This window comes from Pseudomonas sp. Marseille-Q8238 (genome assembly GCF_965111915.1).
Genome location: NZ_CBCOPI010000001.1, coordinates 4,047,085 through 4,065,978 on the forward strand (window position 1 = coordinate 4,047,085; position 18,894 = coordinate 4,065,978).

Sequence of the window (18,894 nt, forward strand, 5' to 3'; positions counted from 1 at the left end):
TTGCCTACAGTGTGCGCGCCAAACGCTGCCGACAGGTAGCGCGCGACCAGCGGGCGCAGCTGATGACATGAGCGGCAGACAGGCTCACATAATGCCCGCAGCGCCCCGCCCGACCAAATCGAAGGCGCCGGCAAGCCGGCTCATCGACCTGCAATGCGGGTCTCAGCGGCACCATTCACTCAGTCGATAACACTGCACATGCCAGGCTCCATCCGGCACAGTTGCAGGCAGACAAGGAGACGCCCATGCCCACCCTCGAACACCAGCTCATAGACGCCAATGGCATCACCCTCAGCCTGTACAGCGCAGGCCCCCACGATGGGCCACCCGTGTGGCTGCTGCATGGTTTCCCTGAGTGCTGGCACTCCTGGCGCAAGCAGATCGGCCCGTTGGTGCAGGCCGGCTACCGTGTGCTGGTTCCGGAGATGCGCGGCTATGGGCGCAGTAGCGCGCCGCAGGACAGCCAGGCCTATGACCTGATCACCGTCTGCGGCGACATCCAGGCGGTGATGCATGCCTGGAACCAGCAGGAAGTCTGCGTCGTCGGGCACGACTGGGGCGCGCCCATCGCCTGGCACCTGGCCCTGCTCGAACCTCAGCGGGTCAAGGCCGTGGTCGGCATGGCCGTGCCCTTCGCCGGGCGGCCCAAGCAGCCTGCCATCGAGAGCATGCGTCAGCACTTTGCCGGGCGCTTCAACTACATCCTCTACTTCCAGCAACCCGGCGAGGCCGAGCAGGAACTGGACGCCGACATTCCGCGCACCTTGCGCCTGATGATGCACAACAGCTCGGCAGCGGTGCCAAAAGACCTGTTCCTGCAGGACAAACCCGCCGGGGCAATGCTGTTCGATGGCATGCAGGACCCAGGCGAACTGCCCGACTGGTGCAGCCCTGAAGCCTTCGCCGAATACGTGCGCACCTTCGAAGGCCGTGGCTTCCATGGCGCGTTGAACTGGTACCGTAACTTCGAGCGCAACTGGCAACGCACCGACAAGCTAGCCGGGCAAAAGGTCGAGCAGCCCGCCCTGTTCCTGATCGGCGACAAAGACCCGGTCGGCACGCTTGAAGCGCACTCGCTGAGACTCATGCCGCGCCTGGTCGAACGCCTCGAACAGCATCAACTGACGGACTGTGGGCACTGGCTGCAGAACGAGAAGGCAGACGAAGTGAATGCCCTGTTGCTGGACTTTCTGGCGCGTCACTATCCCGTGGCAGGAGAGAGTCTTTAGGACAACGCACTGTCATTTTGACCACTGCAATGAGCTGTCCTTATGACAGCTCACAATCTAACCGTCTGATTTCAATGGAGAGAACAACCGGCACGTTTCCTGATACATCGCGTGTGCATTGACGATCAGGCGCCTAAATCTGGGCTGCCGACCCGTCATGCGGGGGAGACAAAGGATGCACCTGCTCGACCGCGACAAGGCCTTGGCCATTGCGCCCATATGGCGCCTGGGGTTCCGGCCCTTCTTCCTTGCTGGAGCGGCTTTTGCCGTCATCGCCATCGTCCTCTGGGGCGCCTGGCTGCATGGCCTGCTACCGTCCTGGCAGCCAGCGGGTGGCATGCTGGCCTGGCACCGCCATGAAATGCCCTTCGGCTTTGCGGCGGCGATCATCGCCGGCTTCCTGCTCAGCGCGGTGCAGACCTGGACCGGCACACCCGGCCTCAGCGGGTGCCCCTTGATGCTGTTGGCCGGCCTCTGGCTGGTCGCTCGCCTGGCCTGGGCCGGCAGCCTGCCGCCACCGGCCGTGGCAGCTTTGCAACTGCCCTTCCTGCCCGTGCTGGCCATCGTCCTGGGCCGGCAGATCTGGCGGGCACGGCAGAAAAACAACTACCCCATCGTCGGCGTGCTGCTCCTGCTCAGCCTGTGCCAAGGGCAAGTGCTTGCCGGCCTGGCGCTGGGCAATGACGAGTTGCAGCGGCGCGGTGCGCTGGCCGCGCTGTGGTTGATCGCGGCGTTGCTCGGGGTAATCGGCGGCAGGGTGATCCCCTTCTTCACCCAGCGCGGCCTGAGTCGCCCACAACCCTTTGCGGCGCATCCCAAGCTGGATCGACTGGGCCTGGCCTGCGCCCTGTTGATCGCGACCAGCATCGCCGCCGGTCCCGGATTGACGGCCCATGCCTGGCTGGCGCCACTATTTCTGGGGTTCGCCGCTCTGCATGCTCTGCGTCTGTGGCGCTGGCGGGACCGGTGCCTCTGCAACGTGCCGCTGCTGTGGTCGCTGCACCTGGCCTATGCCTGGCTCCCCGTCGCCGCGCTGGGCATGGCCGCCTGGCACCTCGGCCTGCCCCTCGCCTCCAGCCTGGCCAGCCATGCACTGGCCGTAGGCGCCATGTCAGGCCTGATCCTGGCGATGATCGCCCGCGTCAGCCTGGGCCACACGGGGCGCCCGTTACACCCGCCACCAACCATGGCCTGGGCATTCGCCGCCCTGCAACTGGCCACCGTCGCCCGCGTGGTCGTGGCCGCATTCAGCCCCTGGGGCCTGTGGCTGGCAGTCGGATTGTGGGCGCTGGCCTTTGCCCTGTTTCTCGCGTCATACGCGCCCATCCTCTGCCGCGCGCGGGCAGACGGCCAGCCGGGGTGATGGTTAGACGCGTAACGGAGCCTCTACAATGGCCACTCTTTCGCCCCGGAACGGCTCATGGACATCGACCTCGCGCGCACCTTCCTGGAAATCGTCCGCTGCGGCAGTTTCATCGCCGCTGCCGAGCGCTTGCACGTTACCCAGACGGCGATCAGCGCACGGGTGCAGAGTCTTGAGAGCCTGCTCAACTGCAAGCTGTTCGTACGCAACCGCGCCGGCGCCCGGCTGACTACCAATGGCGAAGCCTTCGTCGTCTATGCCAACCAGATGTTGCAGACCTGGGAAGCGGCGCAGCGCGACCTGCCCCTGCCGGACGGCCACCACAGCGTGCTGCATGTAGGCGGCGAAATCAGCCTGTGCAACCCGTTGATGCTGAGCTGGGTGCGCCTGCTGCGCGAGCAGATTCCCACCCATGCGATTCGCGCCGAGATCGGTGACGGGCAGAGCCTGTTGCGCCAACTGGAACTCGGTGTGCTGGATGCCGCGCTGGTCTATCAGCCGGTGTATTGGCCTGGGTTGCAGGTCGAGCAGTTGCTGGAAGAGAAGCTCGTGCAGATCCGCTCGGCCCGCCTGCCGCAGCCCTATGTCTATATCGACTGGGGCGAAGACTTCCGCCGTCGACACAACGCCGCCCTGCCCGACAAGGCCAAGGCATCCATCAGTTTCAACCACGGCCCGCTGGCCCTGCAGTACATCCTCGAGTGCGGTGGCGCTGGCTACTTTCGCAGCCGCGTGGTGCAGAGCTACCTGGACAGCGGCCTGCTGGAGCGGGTGCCCAAGGCGCCCGAGTTCAGCTACCCGGTCTACCTGACCTATGCCCGTGACCGCGATTCCAGCACCCTGCAAGAGGCGTTCAACCTGCTACGCGAACTGGTCAAGAGCGATCGAGATTGGTCGCAGCGCTGGGACCCACTGATCTAGCCGGGTCGCACAACCTGTACCTCACCCCAGGTGCATTACCAGGTCACGGTGCAGCGCGGCAATCAGGTCGGTCTGGGTGATCACGCCAAGCAAGCGCCCCTGCTCCACCACGGGCAGGCAATGCAGGCCACGCCCCGACAGCAGCGGCGTCAGCTCGATCACGTGGGCGCTGCCATTCACACTGACCACCGAGGCACCCATGACGTCGCGCACCCGCACACGTTGTCGCCAGCCCAGGCGCCGCAGCACCCGGCGCCCCTTCGAGGGCCGCGCATAGCCGAGCAGGTCGACCAGATCCACCATGCCCAGCAAATGCTGCTGCTCGTCCACCACCGGCAGCGCCTTCAGGTGATGGTCCGACAGCAGGCGCAGGGCCTGCTTGACGCTGGTCTGCGGCGTAGCGCAGCGCACATCGCGGGACATGATGTCGGCCGCCCGGATGTTGCCCATGCTGCGCCGCAACGCATGCTGCTCGGTGCTGCGGATCAACTGCTCGAGGTCTTCGCGGGTGATATCGACGAACTCACCGAACTCCGCCAGGGCCTGCTCCAGGTCATCGCTGGTGATCCCGACCCGCGCCTCGGGGGCCGGATCGCGGGTGTGGTGCAGGTCCACCGGAATGGCGTGGGCCTTGGGATAACGCACCCGGGTCAGGTTGTTGTAGAGCAGCGCGCAGAGCAGCAAGGCAACCGCGCTGGTCAGCGCCGGCAACACCGCCATGAAGCCCAGTTCATGCAGTGCCGGCCCGCCGTGAACCATGCACAGCGCCAGCGCGGCGCCGGGCGGATGCAGACAACGCAGCGGACACATCAGCAACAACGAAGCGCCCACGGCCAATCCTCCCGCAAGCAACGTGTGGCCGAAGAAATGGCTCATGGTCAACGCCACCAGGCTGGCGACCAGGTAGCTGCCCATGATCGACCAGGGCTGCGCCAGTGCACCGGACGACACGGCAAACAGCAGGATCGCCGACGCCCCCAGCGGGCCGATCAGCGCCAACGGCACCGCAGGGCCGAATAGCAGCGCACAGGCCCAGACACTGAACCACAGCCCGAGAACCGCCCCCAGCGCCGCCCGCAGCCACTCACGGGGCTGGGTTTGGGCCGGGGCCGGGAAAAAACTCGCCAACCAGTTACGCAATTGAACAGACGCTTGGCTCATGCATCACACCGCAAAAGAAATAGGAAGCCACCAGGCACATCCCTGGTGACTTCCTGAACAACGCACCCGGGGGAGGCACGTGGGAGCGTGTCCATCCCTGGACAATGGAAACGGTTCAGGCGCGCAAGCGCCCGGCAGGAGAGTGTTCGCGAACCTCAGGCAGCGGCGTGACCACGTGCGCGCAGTGCCGCCCGGTCGCTTCGCTCATCCGTTGCGCGACCTCGGGGTCGTCGGCGAAGGGCAACAGGGCCGCCTGCTCAAGCTCATGAGTGGCCACGCGCCCCAGGGAGCAGTAGAGCGCCGCGCCAAGGAAGAGCACCGCGAGCAGGAACGACATGACGGACTCCTCAGGCTGGCTCGGCAATCGCGGCGGGCACTTCATGGCTGCCCAGGCGCACCGTGCGCCAGGTGTTCCAGGCCATCAGCAGCATGCCGCTGGCGAAGACCGAGCCACCCAGCAGGCGCACGACATAACCGGCATGGCTGGCCTGCAGCGCTTCGACGAAGGAGTAGGTCAGCGTGCCGTCATCGTTGACCGCACGCCACATCAGGCCCTGGGTGATGCCGTTGACCCACATCGAGGCGATATAGAGCACGGTGCCGATGGTCGCCAGCCAGAAGTGCGTGTTGATCAGCCCTGGGCTGTACATGCGCTCGCGGCCATAGAGTTTGGGGATCATGTGGTAGAGCGTGCCGATGGAGATCATCGCCACCCAGCCGAGGGCGCCGGCATGCACGTGGCCGATGGTCCAGTCGGTGTAGTGAGACAGCGCGTTGACGGTCTTGATCGCCATCATCGGGCCTTCGAAGGTGGACATGCCGTAGAATGCCAGGGACACCACGAGGAAGCGCAGGACCGGGTCGCTGCGCAACTTATGCCAGGCCCCGGAGAGGCTCATCATGCCGTTGATCATGCCGCCCCAGCTTGGCGCCAGGAGGATGATCGACATGGCCATGCCGAGGGTCTGCGCCCAGTCCGGCAACGCCGTGTAGTGCAGGTGGTGCGGACCGGCCCAAATGTACAGGGTGATGATCGCCCAGAAGTGCACGATGGACAGGCGGTAGGAGTAGATCGGCCGCTCGGCCTGCTTGGGCACGAAGTAATACATCATGCCGAGAAAGCCCACCGACAGGATGAACCCCACCACGCTGTGCCCGTACCACCACTGGATCATCGCGTCGGTGGCACCGGCATAGATCGGGTAGGACTTGAGCAGGCTGACCGGCGCAACCAGGTGATTGACCACGTGCACCATCGCGGTCACCACGATAAAGGCACCATAGAACCAGTTGCCGACGTAGATATGCGCGACCTGGCGCCGGGCGATGGTGCCGAAGAACAGGTAGGCGTAGGCGACCCAGACCACGGTGACCCACAGCGCAATGGGCCACTCCATCTCGGCATATTCCTTGGACGTGGTGTAGCCCAGCGGGTAGCTGACCAGCATGGCGACGATGGCCGCCTGCCAGCCCCAGAACACGAACCGCGCCAGCCCGTCGGAGATCAGTCGCGCCCGACTGGTGCGTTGCACCACGTACAGCGAAGTGGCGAACAGCGCGCCGCCACCGAAGGCAAAGATCACCAGGTTGGTATGGATCGGACGGATGCGCCCAAAGCTGGTCCAGGGCAGTCCGAAGTTCAACTCTGGCCAGACCAGCTGGGCGGCAATGAACACGCCCATGCCCATGCCGAGAATCCCCCAGACCAGGGTCATCAGGGTGAACTGGCGGACGACATCGTAGTTATAGAACGCGGGGCTTGGAGCGAAGGGAACTGCGCGAGTCATGATTATTCCGTACACCAGCATTATCGTCAGGTTCTGTCACGGCTCCCCCATGCCGGCGACCGGTTGTTCGTGGCATCCGGGCGGCACGGGAAGTAGAGCGGTGACAGGGGCGCTAGTGTGCGGCGGCCAATAAAGCCCATCAAACTAATAATAATGGTCGATAAATAAACTAATATTGCACTTAAAAGCATTGATGGCCGATAACAGGGCACGCCTCGGCAGGCGTCGGGTCTAAGCTGGACCTATCCCTCCAGCCGGATCATCCGCCCATGGCCCTCAGCGTTTTCGATCTGTTCAAGATCGGCATCGGCCCCTCCAGCTCGCACACCGTGGGGCCAATGCGCGCGGCCGGGCGTTTCGTCGACGGCCTGCGCCGTGACAATCTGCTGGCCGCCACCCACAGCATCAGGGCCGAGCTGTATGGCTCACTGGGCGCAACAGGCAAGGGGCATGGCAGCAACAAGGCCGTGTTGCTCGGCCTGGAAGGCGAACAACCGGACCGCATCGACACCGCGCTTATCGAGCCGCGCCTGGCGACCATCCGCAGCCGTGGCGAGCTGAACCTCGGCGGCGAAAAGGCCATCCGCTTCGTCGAGAAAGAGCACCTCGCCCTGATCCGCAAACCGCTGGACTACCACCCCAACGGCATGATCTTCCGCGCCTTCGACGAAGCCGGGCTGCAACTGCGTAGCCGCGAGTACTACTCGGTCGGCGGTGGCTTCGTGGTGGATGAACAGGCGGCCGGCGCCGACCGCATCGTCGAGGACAGCACCCCGCTCGCCTACCCGTTCAAAAGCGCTGTGCAATTGCTTGCCCACTGCTCACAACAGGGCCTGTCGATCAGCCAGCTGATGCTGAGCAACGAAACCGCCTGGCGAACGCCGCAGCAAACCCGGGACGGCCTGCTGGCGATCTGGCAGGTGATGCAGGACTGCGTAACCGCCGGCTGCCACAACCAGGGCATCATGCCGGGCGGGCTCAAGGTGCGCCGGCGCGCGGCCGATCTGTACCGCCAGCTCAGCGCCAGCCCGGAAGCCAACCTGCGCGACCCGCTCACCGTACTCGACTGGGTCAACCTCTACGCCCTGGCGGTCAACGAGGAAAACGCCAGCGGCGGCCGCGTGGTCACCGCGCCCACCAATGGCGCGGCCGGCATCATCCCTGCGGTGCTGCATTACTACCGGCGCTTCATCCCTGGCTCCAGCGACGAGGGCGTGGTGCGCTTCCTGCTCACCGCCGCGGCCATCGGCATCCTGTACAAGGAGAACGCCTCGATCTCCGGCGCCGAGGTCGGCTGCCAGGGCGAAGTTGGCGTGGCCTGCTCCATGGCCGCAGGCGCCTTGTGCGAAGTGCTCGGCGGCAGCATCCAGCAGGTCGAGAATGCCGCCGAGATCGGCATGGAACACAACCTCGGCCTGACCTGCGACCCGGTCGGCGGGCTGGTCCAGGTGCCGTGCATCGAACGTAATGCCATGGGCTCGGTGAAAGCGATCAACGCCGCACGTATGGCCCTGCGCGGCGATGGCAGGCACTTCATCTCGCTCGACAAGGTGATCCGCACCATGCGCCAGACCGGGGCGGACATGAAGAGCAAGTACAAGGAAACCGCGCGCGGCGGCCTGGCGGTGAACATCATCGAATGCTGAACCAGGTCACGACTTCTCGTAGGGTGAGTCGGGTCGCGCAGGTCACGCTTCACCGCCTCACCAAGCGGGGCTTCCGCCAGGAGGGGGCGTGTCATGACGGGGCTATCTGACGCTCCTGTCTGGCGGCCACAAGGTTCCAAGAACTGACCTGTGTCGAGACACCAGGGCCTGTTGACGCTTGGCTTTAACTCATTGAACAAGAGGGAAATATATTCAAAACCCAGCTATTCGAATGGGCCTCTTCGAGGCAGTTGCGGACGTTCGGCCTTTGCGTTTCATGACTCGCCGATTGGTGGGCTGAAGCCCACCCTACAGATCTGGTACCCCGTGTAGGGTGGGCCGGGCGGCGCTCCGCTTCAGCCCACCAATTGCGGTGTCCGCTTGTGCCTCGATCCAGCCATCCATGCCGAAACGTCAACAGCCCCTAGTTGCGCAGCCGATACCCGGTCTTGAAGATCCAGCCCACCACCGCGATGCACAGCAGCAGGAAGCCGAGGGTCATGCCGATGCTGACCCACACGTTGACGTCGGAAACCCCGTAGAAACTCCAGCGGAAACCACTGATCAGGTACACCACCGGGTTGAACAGGGTCACCGTCTGCCACATCGGCGGCAACATGCTGATCGAGTAGAAGCTGCCGCCGAGGAAGGTCAGCGGCGTGACGATCAGCGCCGGGACGATCTGTAGTTTCTCCCAGCCATCAGCCCAGATGCCGATGATGAAACCGAACAGGCTGAAGGTCACCGCGGTCAGCACCAGGAACAGCACCATCACCACCGGATGGGCAATCTGGAAATCGACGAACAGGCGCGCCGTGACCAGGATCACCAGGCCGAGGATGATCGACTTGGTCGCCGCCGCCCCCACGTAGCCAATCAGCACTTCCCAGAACGACACCGGCGCCGACAGCACCTCATAGATGGTGCCCGAGTACTTGGGCATGTAGATGCCAAACGAAGCGTTGGAGATGCTCTCGGTGAGCAGCGCCAGCATGATCAGCCCAGGCACGATAAAGGCGCCGTAGCTGACGCCCTGCACCTGGGTCATGCTCGAGCCGATGGCCGAGCCGAACACCACGAAGTACAGCGAGGTGGAAATCACCGGCGTGGCGATACTCTGCAACAGCGTGCGCCAGGTGCGTGCCAGTTCGAACAGGTAGATGGCGCGGATGGCATACAGGTTCATGCGCTCGCCCTCACCAGGTTGACGAAAATTTCTTCCAGCGAGCTTTCGCTCGACTGCAGGTCCTTGAAGTCGATGCCATGGCGATCCAGGTCGCGCAGCAGCTCGGCGATGCCGGTGTGCTCGCGCTGCACATCGAAGGTGAAGACCAGCGCACGACCCTCGTCGGCCAGCTCCAGCGGATAGGCGGCGGCCAGCTCGGCGGGAATGCTCGCCAGCGGCTGCTTGAGCTGCACCGTGAGCTGCTTCTTGCCCAGCTTGTGCATCAGCGCATCCTTGTCCTCGACGAGGATTATCTCGCCCTTGCGGATCACGCCAATACGGTCGGCCATTTCCTCGGCTTCCTCGATGTAATGGGTGGTGAGGATGATGGTCACCCCGCGCTCGCGCAGGCGCCGGACCATGGCCCACATGTCGCGGCGCAGTTCGACGTCGACGCCCGCCGTGGGCTCATCGAGGAATAGGATCTCCGGCTCGTGGGACAGCGCCTTGGCGATCATCACCCGGCGTTTCATGCCACCGGACAGCTCGAAGGTCTTGGCGTTGCGCTTGTCCCACAGCGACAGGTCACGCAGTACCTGTTCCAGGTAGGTCGGGTTGGGCTTCTTGCCGAACAGGCCGCGACTGAAGGTGACCGTCGCCCAGACCGTCTCGAACACGTCGGTGACCAGTTCCTGGGGCACCAGGCCGATCTGCGCACGCGCGGCACGGTAATCGGCCTTGATGTCATGGCCGGCGACCAGCACCTTGCCGTCACCCGGATTGACGATGCCGCAGATGATGCTGATCAGGGTGGTCTTGCCGGCGCCGTTGGGGCCGAGCAGGGCGAATATTTCGCCCTTGCGGATCTGCAGGTTGATGTTTTTTAGCGCCGGATGGCCGGACGCGTAGGTTTTGTTCAGGTTTTCGACCGAGATCACCGATGGCACGGTAGCTCCTCGTCAGGCGGGAAAAGCGCAATTGTAGGGAAAACCGCACCCGCCCGCTCAGGAATACCTGCGCCTGCCGTCAAGCCGCGTCCGGTTGCAGCTCGAACAAGGCCGCGCCGCTCTGTGGATCGAAGGGCACGGAGAAGTGTTCGTGGGCGATCTTCCACGCGCCACCGATCCGCCGATAAACCTGGGTCACGCGCAGCCAGCAGCCCTGGCTGTTGCCTTCGGCATCGCTGCCACCGCAGTACGCGATGAAATGGCCGACGCCCAGCGCACCATCAGCCTCCTGCTGCAACTCACGCACCTTGAAGGTGGTCGGCCCGCCGCACATCTCCATGCAGCTCTGCCAGTGTGCCTTATAGGCGGCACGCCCTTTGAATTGCAGTTGCAGTATCGCGTCGAAGGCCAGGACATCATCGCTGTAATGACGAATGATTGCCTCGACATCCTTGGCCAGGTTGCCTTTGACCCAACTGTCGACGAGGGCGGCCAGTTCAGTTTGTGAGCTCGTGGTGTTCATCTGCGTTCTCCTGTTTCAGGTCACGTGGACCAGGAATGGCCAGCCAGACTTCACGGTTGGCGATGGGTAAATAGCCTGCGCATCAAACCTGCAGCTCGCGCACCGGGCGTACTTCGACGCAGCCCACCCGTGCAGCCGGAATCTTCCCGGCGATCTGCAGCGCCTCATTGAGGTCGCGGGCCTCGACCAGATAGAAGCCCGCCAGTTGCTCCTTGGTTTCGGCGAACGGGCCGTCGGTGATGGAAACCTTGCCGCCGCGCATGCGCACCGTGGTGGCGGTCCGTACCGACTCCAGCGCTTCGGCGGCGAGCATGCGTCCGCTGCCCTGCACGCTGTTGGCGTAGGCGAGGCACTCCTCGTCCCGCGGGCTATCGGGATGCTCATGCAGAATCTGTTCGTCGCTGTAGACCAGGCATAGGTATTTCATTGGTGCTCTCCCAGGCGGTGTCATTCAGTAGTCGTCCGGCATTGCGGCAAATCGACAGGCCCCGAAAAATAATTTTCACCGCGCCCACCGTGTAGGCGTCTCAGCCTGACGGCAGGTCGGCCAGACGCTTTTCCAGAAACTGCCGGTCAGCACCCTGCTGGCTCAATTGCAGCGCACGCTGATAGGAGCGGCGTGCCTGCTCGTGCAGCCCGAGTCGCCGGCACAGATCGGCATGCGCGGCATGGGCCAGGTGGTAATCATCCAGCTCACCCGCCGCCAGCAATTGCTCGACCAACAGCAAACCAGCCTGCGGACCGTCGCGCATGGCCACTGCCACGGCACGGTTGAGCGCCACCACCGGCGATGGCGTGGTGCGCAACAGGGCGTCGTAGAGGCCGACGATCTGCGCCCAGTCAGTGTTCTCCACGCTGTCCGCCTCGGCATGCACCGCAGCGATGGCCGCCTGCAGGCTGTACGGGCCGAAGCGTTTTGACTGCAAGGCCTGGAGCACCAGCGCCTCGCCTTCGGCGATCAGCGTGCGATCCCACAGGCTGCGATCCTGGGCATCCAGCAGAATCACCTCCCCACCTGCGGAGAGCCGCGCCGCACGTCGTGACTCGTTGAGCAGCATCAGTGCCAACAGCCCCTGGGCTTCAGGTTCGGGCAAGAGCTCGACCAGCAGACGCCCCAGGCGGATGGCCTCGGCGGATAATGGGCTACGGGTCAATGCCTCGCCGGAGGAGGCGAAATAGCCTTCGTTGAACACCAGGTAAATCACCCGCAGCACGGCGTCGAGACGCTCGGGCAGCTCGCTGCGCCCTGGGACCTCGTAGGGAATGTGCGCATCGCGGATCTTGTTCTTCGCCCGTACGATGCGCTGTGCCACGGTGCCTGGCGTGCTGAGAAAGGCGCGGGCAATTTCCTCGGTGGTCAGGTCGCAGACTTCGCGCAGGGTCAGGGCAACCTGAGCATCTTCCACCAGCGCCGGGTGACAGCAGGTGAAGACCAGGCGCAGGCGATCATCCTCAAGCAGTTCCCCCTCGAATGGCGGATCGTCACTGCTCGGTTCAGCTGCCTCGTCCAGCGCCTGGAAGCGTGACTGGCGGCGCAGCTCGTCGATGGCTTTGAAGCGACCGGCCGATACCAGCCACGCGCGCGGATTGGCCGGCACGCCGTCGCGCGGCCACTGTTCCATGGCGGCGCGGAAGGCTTCGTGCAACGCCTCTTCGGCTCGGTCGAAATCACCGAGCAGACGAATCAGGGTGGCCAGCACCCGGCGCGATTCGGCGCGGTAGATGGCATCTAGTTGCAGGGTCAGGGCATGCGTAGGGTCCAGGGTCATGGTTGCCTGCTTTTATTCTTCTTAGAATCTGTCTCGGATCCAGTGCGTGCCGGCCTGGGCATACGTGCAGACTGCCCCACCTGTTGTCGCGGTCATGGCAGTGCCGGGCCGGTACCCGTTCAAGGTAACCTATCCGGCCATGCGTTCCGTCCTGCCGGCCAGGCGGTCATCAAGCCAGGCTGACAGACCTGCTCCCGCCCCGTATCGTCGCGCTCACCGCTTTTCGGCTCCCGAGTCCATCCATGGATATCAAACAGCTCAAGTTCCTCGTTGCCCTCGACGAGACCCGCCACTTCGGCCAGGCCGCCGCACGCTGTCACGTGACGCAGCCAACCCTGTCCATGCGCCTGCGTAATTTGGAGGATGAGCTGGGCCTGGAGCTGGTGCTACGCGGGCAACGCTTCGAAGGCTTCACCGAGGCGGGCCAGCGTGTGCTGGCCTGGGCGCGCAGCCTGCTTGCCGCCGAAGACGGGCTTTACGCCGAAGCGGCCGCCTGTCGCGGGCAACTGGTCGGCACCCTGCGCCTGGGCGTGGTGCCACTGGCCGGCTTCGACCCCATGCACCTGATCAGTCATTTCGCCAGCGAGCACCCCAGTCTGCGCTTCCAGCTCTTCGCCTTGAGCAGCGAGCAGATCCTCGAACGCCTGGGGCGTAATCAGCTCGACCTCGGCCTCTCTTACCTGGAGCGCCTGGACCGCGAACACTTCGCCAGCCTGGAGCTGGCCGAAACCCGCATGGGCCTGCTGCATGACCGCCGTCACTTCAACCTTTCTCAGGAGCGCCTGAACTGGGAACAACTGATCGACCTGCCGCTCGGCCTGCTGTCCAGCGGCATGCACTTTCGCCAATCGATCGACCACAGCTTTCGCAGCCGGGGCCTGGAGCCGCAACCGCGCCTGGAAACCGATGCCGTTCATCAGTTGCTGCAGGCAGTCGGTGCTGGCCTGTGTTGCGCAGTCATGCCACTGGACAGTGGTTTTACCGGGCTCAACGAACACCTCGCCCTGACGCCCATCGAAGATGCTCATACCCTCGCGCCGCTGGGCCTGATCCTGCGTCGCAGCTCTCCGCCTTCGGCACTGGCCGAAGCCTGTTTCGGCGCAGCCCAGCAGTGGCGGCAGGAGCAACTGCCGAACAACCGATAGAGCGGATCGATCACACCATCGACAGCAGCGATTAGACGCTCAGCCCCCGTCGGCCTAGGCTGACTGCATCATTCCGTGCAGAGGGCCAGGCCCATGCCACGCCAGGCGTCCCATCACACGCCGCCCAGCCCACCGGCCACCACCGGCTACAGCTACCGCGAACTGACGCCCAGCGCCGCTGTGGATGCCGCCGTGCTGACCGCCGAATGCGCGCTGGCCATCAGCTACAACGGCATCAACCATGCCGTGATGATGGTCTCGCCCAGCGATCTGCACGATTTCATCCGCGGCTTCAGCCTCAGCGCGGGCATCGTCGACACCATCGACGCAATCTATGACATTCGCATCAGTGGCACCGGCGAGTCCCGCGAAGCCGAGGTTCGCCTCAGCAGTCGCGCCTTCTGGGCCCTCAAACAGCAACGTCGCCAACTCGCCGGCACCAGCGGCTGCGGCCTGTGCGGGGTCGAGGCGCTGGAGCAGGCGCTACCACCACTGCCTTGCCTGCCGGACAGCCTGCTACCGCCTGCCGAGCACCTGGATAACCTGCGCCAGCGCATCGGTGACGTTCAGCACCAGGCACGCAGCAGCGGCGCCCTGCATGCTGCCCTGTTCATCGACGCCCAAGGCGAGATTCGCCTGTGCCGCGAAGACATCGGCCGCCATAACGCCCTGGACAAGCTGATTGGGGCACTGCAGCACGAATCCGTGGCGCTGGCGGGCGGTTTTGCCGTTGTCACCAGCCGCTGCAGCCTGGAGCTGCTGCACAAGGCCGTTAGGGCAGGCATCACCACGTTGGTCAGCCTGTCCGCCCCCACCGCATTGACCGTGGATTGGGCCAGGCGCCATCGCCTCAACCTGATCCACCTCCCCCACCACAGCGCGCCACGGGTCTACAGCCCGGCGCCGCCTGCGCGAGAAACCTTCCAACCATGAGCCTGCAACCCGTCGACCCACGTTACAAACCCTATCGTGGCGCTGCCGCCGGCTGGGGCGCGCTGCGCAGCGTGGCGCACTTCTGGCTGGACAGTAAGCAGCCGTTCAAGAACCTGCGTGCCTTGCTCAAGACCAACCAGAACGGCGGCTTCGACTGCCCCGGCTGCGCCTGGGGCGATTCGCCCGAAGACGGCCATATCAAGTTCTGCGAGAACGGCGCCAAGGCGGTCAACTGGGAAGCCACCAAGCGCCGCGTCGATGCTGCCTTCTTCAACCGCTACAGCGTCAGCCAGTTGCGCGAACAGAGCGACTACTGGCTCGAATACCAGGGCCGCCTGACCGAACCACTGCGCTATGACGCGGCCAGCGACCGCTACAGAGCGGTCAGCTGGGACGACGCCTTTGCCCTTATCGCCCAGCACCTGAACGCCCTCGACAGCCCCAACCAGGCTGAGTTCTACACCTCGGGCCGGGCCAGCAACGAGGCAGCCTACCTGTACCAGCTGTTCGTCCGCGCGTTCGGCAGCAACAACTTCCCCGACTGCTCGAACATGTGCCATGAGGCCAGTGGCGTCGCCCTGGGTGAAAGCATCGGCGTCGGCAAAGGCAGCGTGACCTTCGCTGATTTCGAGCATGCCGATGCCATCTTCGTCCTCGGCCAGAACCCCGGCACCAATCACCCGCGCATGCTCGAGCCGCTACGGGAGGCGGTGAAGCGCGGCGCCCAGGTGGTTGCCTTCAACCCCTTGAAAGAACGCGGCCTGGAACGTTTCCAGCACCCCCAGCATGCGCTGGAGATGCTCACCAATGGCTCCGAGCCGCTGAACACGGCGTTCTTCCGCCCGGCCCTGGGCGGCGATATGGCAGCCATGCGCGGGATCGCCAAGTTTCTCCTGCAGTGGGAACGCGAAGCCCAGGCCGCGGGCGAAGCCACCGTGTTCGACCACGCCTTCATCGCCGAGCACACCCAAGGCCTCGAGGCCTACCTCGCCCTGCTCGACGCCAGCCCCTGGGACACCCTGGTACAACAGTCCGGGCTCAACCTGCAGGAGATCGAGCAGGCGGCATGCATGTATCGCCGCGCCGAGCGGGTCATCATCTGCTGGGCCATGGGCATCACCCAACACCATCACTCGGTGGCGATCATCCAGGAAATCGTCAACCTGCAGCTGCTGCGTGGCAATATCGGTCGCCCCGGCGCCGGCCTGTGCCCGGTGCGCGGCCACAGCAACGTGCAGGGCGACCGCACCATGGGCATCAACGAACGGCCTCCGGTAGCGCTACTCGATGCCCTGGAGCGGCGTTTCCAGTTCAAGGTGCCGCGCGAAGACGGGCACAACACGGTCGAAGCGATCAACGCCATGCTCGAAGGGCGCGCGCGGGTCTTCATCGGCCTGGGCGGCAACTTCGCCCAGGCCACGCCGGACAGCCCACGCACCCATCAGGCCCTGCGCAACTGCGCGCTGACCGTGCAGATCAGCACCAAGCTCAACCGCAGCCACCTGATGACCGGCCACGACGCGCTGATCCTGCCGTGCCTGGGTCGTACCGATATCGACAACCAGGCCAGCGGGCCGCAGGCGGTCACCGTGGAGGACTCGTTCAGCATGGTCCATGCCTCCTACGGGCAGCTCAAGCCACTGTCCACGCAGATGCGCTCCGAGCCCGCCATCGTCGCCGGCATCGCCAAGGCAACCCTGGGCAATCACCCGGTGGACTGGGACGCCATGAGCGCCGACTACAGCCGCATCCGCGAACTGATCGCCGACACCATTCCCGGCTTCACCGATTTCAATCAGCGCCTGCAGCATCCTGGCGGCTTCTACCTGGGCAATGCAGCCGGTGCGCGGCGCTGGAACACAGCAGTCGGCAAGGCACGCTTCATGGCCAATACCCTGCCGACCAGCCTGCTGCACGACAAGGTCCGTGCGACCGGCGAAACACCGGACCTGATCCTGCAGACCCTGCGTTCCCACGATCAGTACAACACCACCATCTACGGCCTCGACGACCGCTATCGAGGCGTGAAAGGCCAGCGCGATGTGGTTTTTGCCAACGAAGCCGACATCCGTCGCCTCGGCTACGAACCCGGACAGAAAGTCGACCTGACCTCCCTATGGAGCGATGGCATCGAACGCCGCATCAGCGGTTTCACCCTGCTGGCCTTCGACATTCCCGAAGGCCAGGCGGCGGCCTACTACCCGGAAACCAACCCGCTGGTACCGCTGGAAAGCATCGGAATCGGCAGCCACACGCCGACCTCGAAATTCATCGCCATCCGCGTGCACCCAGCCAGTGCCGACAGGCGTATTCTCTGACCTGCGGCAACACCGAGCGTGACGCGTTATGGTGCAATGCCGTAACAGCTCGTTACGCCCATCCCGTGCGAATTACTTGAGCCGCGCTGCGCGCTCCCTGATACTGCACCGCGATTTCAGCCCGACGCTGCAACTCGACGCAACTGATCGACGTAGTTGCAACGCCACGCGTTATTGGGCGTCTCATAATTTATCCGCCATCCTGTGATGACGCCTTCGGTTCAAGGAGCCACCACCGATGATGAAAAGGAGCGACTGGATCTGGACCATTATCGGTTTAGCCGCAGTCGTACTTTCCTGCTATCTGCTCTATCAGGAAATCCGCACCATCTCGCTCGACGAGCTGTCCGACAGCCTTTATGCGATTCGTCCGCATAACTGGTTGATGGCCGCCGGCGCGACATTCGGAGCCTATTGCGCACTGGCCTGGTACGACCGCATTGCCCTGGCCCACCTGGGCAAGAAGATATCCTGGTGGTTCATCTCGCTCTGTTCCTTCACCACCTACGCTCTGGCCCACAACATCGGCGCCTCGGTGTTCTCCGGTGGTGTGGTGCGGTATCGGGCCTACAGCAGCAAGGGTTTGATGGGCCATGAAATCGGCATCCTCATCGTCTTCTGCTCCTTCACCTTCGTTCTCGGCACCCTGCTGTCCGGCGGAGCCGTGCTGGTCTGCCAGCCCGACCTGATCAAGCGCGTCGCCGATGTCAGCCCCTGGCTGTCGGTTGCCATCGGCCTGCTGATGCTCGGCCTGGTAAGTCTCTACGTCCTCGGCTCGTGGCGTCAGTTCAAGCCGTTCAAGCTCGGCAAGCTGTATGTCGAGTACCCGCGGCTGGGCATCGTCGGCCGTCAGCTACTGGCCGGCCCTCTGGAGCTGGCCTGCGCGGCGGCGATCATCTATTACGCCCTGCCCAGCGAGAGCAATCCCGGCTATCTGGTGGTGCTCGGCGTGTTCCTCGCGTCCTTCTCGCTGGCCCTGCTGTCGCACGCCCCTGGCGGCCTCGGCGTGCTGGAAGTGACCTTCCTCGCCGCGATGCCCGAGCTGCCCAAGGCGGACGTTCTGGCAGCACTCATCGTGTTCCGGGGCTTCTACCTGCTGCTGCCATTCGCCTTGTCCCTGCTGGTGGTCATCGGCTTCGAATGGGGCCAATGGCGCCGTCGCCGCATTCACTCCTGATGCCCCAAGGCCCCGTCAAACAGGGGCCTTTCCCCACCATCAGCAGCGTCGATTTCTACTATGTGAAAGCCTGACTTCCCGATCAGGAAGCGCGCCACGACCATAGGCCTCCTACTCACTTGCCGATACGAGGCCCATCATGAAAACCGCACTGCTTGCAACCCTGCTCCTCACCAGCCTGTCCTGCGCCAGCGCCTTCGCCCTGCCGCAGAGTCAACCGCAGCCGATCCTGGGCGAAGCCAGAAGCAGCCTTGGCCTACCCGTCGACCACACCCAACAGAACACCGCCCAGCAACCACGCCTCGAGCTGACCGACAGCGGTTATTTCAAAACGCCCCAAGGCCGGGCCAGCGATCTGGTACCGAAGGCCCAACGCAATGACGTAGCAGACAGTGGTTACTTCAAAACCCCACAAGGTCGCTCCAGCGAGCTGCAGTCGAAAACCCCTCGCCACGAACTGGCCGATAGCGGCTACTTCAAAACGCCACAGGGCAAAGCCAGCGGCCTGCTACCAGCCCGTAAGCAGACCCTGGTTGCCTGATTCGCCTTGGAGCCTGTTTACGATCTTCTGGATTAGAGCCAGACAAGGGCTAGGCGCCCCCGCGAAAACGCCCGAGGAACGCACTGGGCCCGCACTCGCGTTTACAAGTGGTAAATGAGCATTCTGACTGGGCTCGCTTTTTAACGCCGTATGGCCGCGAGCCAGGAGATCGTAAACAGGCTCTTAGTCCTACCCAGGCAACCGGCGCTTGCCCTGCATCCGCCAGTTTTTTTGGAACGCCCGTCCGACAGTTATGGGCGCGGCCGGCA

Annotated in this window: 17 protein-coding genes; 9 read left to right on the forward strand and 8 right to left on the reverse strand. The window is 64.2% G+C overall.

Features of this window, described 5'->3' with window-relative positions:
- Nucleotides 1–245 precede the first annotated feature (245 nt).
- From ACWPW0_RS18765 to ACWPW0_RS18775, 3 genes are all read left to right on the forward strand, one after another.
- Nucleotides 246–1,229, forward strand: a complete 984-nt coding sequence (locus tag ACWPW0_RS18765; RefSeq protein WP_454256149.1) for an alpha/beta fold hydrolase — start codon at nucleotides 246–248, stop codon at nucleotides 1,227–1,229.
- Between the two features lie 175 nt (nucleotides 1,230–1,404).
- Entirely contained in the window at nucleotides 1,405–2,592 is a 1,188-nt protein-coding gene (locus ACWPW0_RS18770; protein WP_454256150.1) for an NnrS family protein, read from the forward strand.
- Nucleotides 2,593–2,649: 57 nt separating this feature from the next.
- Nucleotides 2,650–3,513, forward strand: a complete 864-nt coding sequence (locus ACWPW0_RS18775) for a LysR family transcriptional regulator (protein ID WP_454256151.1) — start codon at nucleotides 2,650–2,652, stop codon at nucleotides 3,511–3,513.
- A gap of 21 nt (nucleotides 3,514–3,534) precedes the next feature.
- On the opposite strand, the gene ACWPW0_RS18780 is transcribed toward ACWPW0_RS18775, so the two are convergent.
- The 3 genes from ACWPW0_RS18780 to ccoN form a co-directional block, all read right to left on the reverse strand.
- Nucleotides 3,535–4,674, reverse strand: a complete 1,140-nt coding sequence (locus ACWPW0_RS18780; protein WP_454256152.1) for an HPP family protein — start codon at nucleotides 4,672–4,674, stop codon at nucleotides 3,535–3,537.
- 115 nt (nucleotides 4,675–4,789) lie between these two features.
- Nucleotides 4,790–5,011: a hypothetical protein gene (locus tag ACWPW0_RS18785; protein ID WP_454256153.1), complete on the reverse strand. Its 222-nt coding sequence runs from the start codon at nucleotides 5,009–5,011 to the stop codon at nucleotides 4,790–4,792.
- 10 nt (nucleotides 5,012–5,021) lie between these two features.
- Nucleotides 5,022–6,461, reverse strand: a complete 1,440-nt coding sequence (ccoN, locus tag ACWPW0_RS18790) for a cytochrome-c oxidase, cbb3-type subunit I (protein WP_454256154.1) — start codon at nucleotides 6,459–6,461, stop codon at nucleotides 5,022–5,024.
- Nucleotides 6,462–6,730: 269 nt separating this feature from the next.
- On the opposite strand from ccoN, the gene ACWPW0_RS18795 reads away from it, so the two are divergent.
- A complete protein-coding gene (locus ACWPW0_RS18795) occupies nucleotides 6,731–8,107 on the forward strand; it encodes an L-serine ammonia-lyase (RefSeq protein ID WP_454256155.1) in 1,377 nt (458 codons plus the stop codon).
- Nucleotides 8,108–8,531: 424 nt separating this feature from the next.
- On the opposite strand, the gene ACWPW0_RS18800 is transcribed toward ACWPW0_RS18795, so the two are convergent.
- The 5 genes from ACWPW0_RS18800 to ACWPW0_RS18820 form a co-directional block, all read right to left on the reverse strand.
- A complete protein-coding gene (locus ACWPW0_RS18800; protein ID WP_447593966.1) occupies nucleotides 8,532–9,293 on the reverse strand; it encodes an ABC transporter permease in 762 nt (253 codons plus the stop codon).
- Nucleotides 9,290–10,219: an ABC transporter ATP-binding protein gene (locus tag ACWPW0_RS18805; protein ID WP_454256156.1), complete on the reverse strand. Its 930-nt coding sequence runs from the start codon at nucleotides 10,217–10,219 to the stop codon at nucleotides 9,290–9,292. The genes ACWPW0_RS18800 and ACWPW0_RS18805 overlap by 4 nt, the downstream gene beginning before the upstream one ends.
- Nucleotides 10,220–10,298: 79 nt before the next feature.
- On the reverse strand, nucleotides 10,299–10,742 hold the full coding sequence (locus ACWPW0_RS18810) for a YybH family protein (RefSeq protein WP_447593970.1): 444 nt from the start codon (nucleotides 10,740–10,742) through the stop codon (nucleotides 10,299–10,301).
- Nucleotides 10,743–10,824: 82 nt separating this feature from the next.
- Nucleotides 10,825–11,169 (reverse strand): YciI family protein, encoded by a 345-nt coding sequence (locus ACWPW0_RS18815; protein ID WP_447593972.1) that lies wholly within the window; start codon nucleotides 11,167–11,169, stop codon nucleotides 10,825–10,827.
- Nucleotides 11,170–11,269: 100 nt separating this feature from the next.
- On the reverse strand, nucleotides 11,270–12,511 hold the full coding sequence (locus tag ACWPW0_RS18820) for an RNA polymerase sigma factor (RefSeq protein ID WP_454256157.1): 1,242 nt from the start codon (nucleotides 12,509–12,511) through the stop codon (nucleotides 11,270–11,272).
- Nucleotides 12,512–12,753: 242 nt separating this feature from the next.
- On the opposite strand from ACWPW0_RS18820, the gene ACWPW0_RS18825 reads away from it, so the two are divergent.
- From ACWPW0_RS18825 to ACWPW0_RS18845, 5 genes are all read left to right on the forward strand, one after another.
- Nucleotides 12,754–13,656, forward strand: a complete 903-nt coding sequence (locus ACWPW0_RS18825; protein WP_454256158.1) for a LysR family transcriptional regulator — start codon at nucleotides 12,754–12,756, stop codon at nucleotides 13,654–13,656.
- Between the two features lie 93 nt (nucleotides 13,657–13,749).
- Nucleotides 13,750–14,589, forward strand: coding sequence for a formate dehydrogenase accessory sulfurtransferase FdhD (gene fdhD / locus ACWPW0_RS18830; protein ID WP_454256159.1), 840 nt, complete (start codon nucleotides 13,750–13,752; stop codon nucleotides 14,587–14,589).
- Nucleotides 14,586–16,907, forward strand: a complete 2,322-nt coding sequence (locus tag ACWPW0_RS18835) for an FdhF/YdeP family oxidoreductase (RefSeq protein WP_454256160.1) — start codon at nucleotides 14,586–14,588, stop codon at nucleotides 16,905–16,907. The genes fdhD and ACWPW0_RS18835 overlap by 4 nt, the downstream gene beginning before the upstream one ends.
- Nucleotides 16,908–17,145: 238 nt before the next feature.
- The gene (locus tag ACWPW0_RS18840; RefSeq protein WP_447593982.1) at nucleotides 17,146–18,084 is read left to right on the forward strand and encodes a lysylphosphatidylglycerol synthase transmembrane domain-containing protein; all 939 of its coding nucleotides are present in this window, start codon (nucleotides 17,146–17,148) and stop codon (nucleotides 18,082–18,084) included.
- A gap of 139 nt (nucleotides 18,085–18,223) precedes the next feature.
- Nucleotides 18,224–18,625 carry a hypothetical protein gene (locus ACWPW0_RS18845; RefSeq protein ID WP_454256161.1) on the forward strand — a complete coding sequence of 134 codons (402 nt, stop codon included), beginning with the start codon at nucleotides 18,224–18,226 and terminating at the stop codon, nucleotides 18,623–18,625.
- Nucleotides 18,626–18,894: the final 269 nt, after the last annotated feature.